Origin of the sequence: Streptococcus oralis (genome assembly GCF_003943825.1) — a bacterium.
Lineage (GTDB): Bacteria > Bacillota > Bacilli > Lactobacillales > Streptococcaceae > Streptococcus > Streptococcus oralis_CD.
In genome coordinates, this window is the sequence record NZ_RJNJ01000104.1 from 1 (window position 1) to 603 (window position 603).

The 603-nt window shown below is 40.5% G+C and carries 1 protein-coding gene; it reads right to left on the reverse strand.

What is annotated here, in order from left to right; genetic code table 11:
• A partial coding sequence (locus tag D8863_RS10840) for a coproporphyrinogen-III oxidase family protein (RefSeq protein WP_125441877.1) occupies positions 1-526 on the reverse strand: 526 nt, incomplete at its 3' end.
• Between the last annotated feature and the right edge of the window lie 77 nt (positions 527-603).

The window sequence follows — 603 nt, forward strand, 5'->3', positions numbered from 1 at the left end:
TAGCTACATTGTCCTTTACTTGTTCCATGGTCTGACCAGGCAATGCATAAATCAAGTCGATGGAGATATTGTCAAAATCAGCCAATTTAAGACGGTCGATATTTTCATAAATATCCTTCTCCAAATGACTGCGCCCAATTTTTTTCAGCATTTTGTCATCAAAAGTCTGCACACCCAAGGAAACACGATTGACTGGCGACTGTTTCAAAACTGCAATCTTATCCGCGTCTAAGTCTCCTGGATTGGCCTCAATGGTCAACTCTTCCAAGACAGACAAGTCTAGATTTTTAGTCAAGCCATCCAAGAGCACTTCTAATTGCGAAGCGGACAAAGCCGTTGGCGTCCCACCTCCAATGTAGAGGGTTCGCAACTTTTGGATATCATAAGAGCGAAACTCCTCTAGCAGATGCTCCAGGTAACTATCTACTGGTTGATTCTTGATAAATACTTTTGAAAAGTCACAATAATAACAAATCTGTGTGCAAAAGGGAATATGCACGTAGGCGGACGTTGGTTTTTTCTGCATAGTATTTATTATACCACAAAGACAGACTTGCAGATAAAAATCACCATCTCCAAAAACCAGAGATAGTGATACCTTAT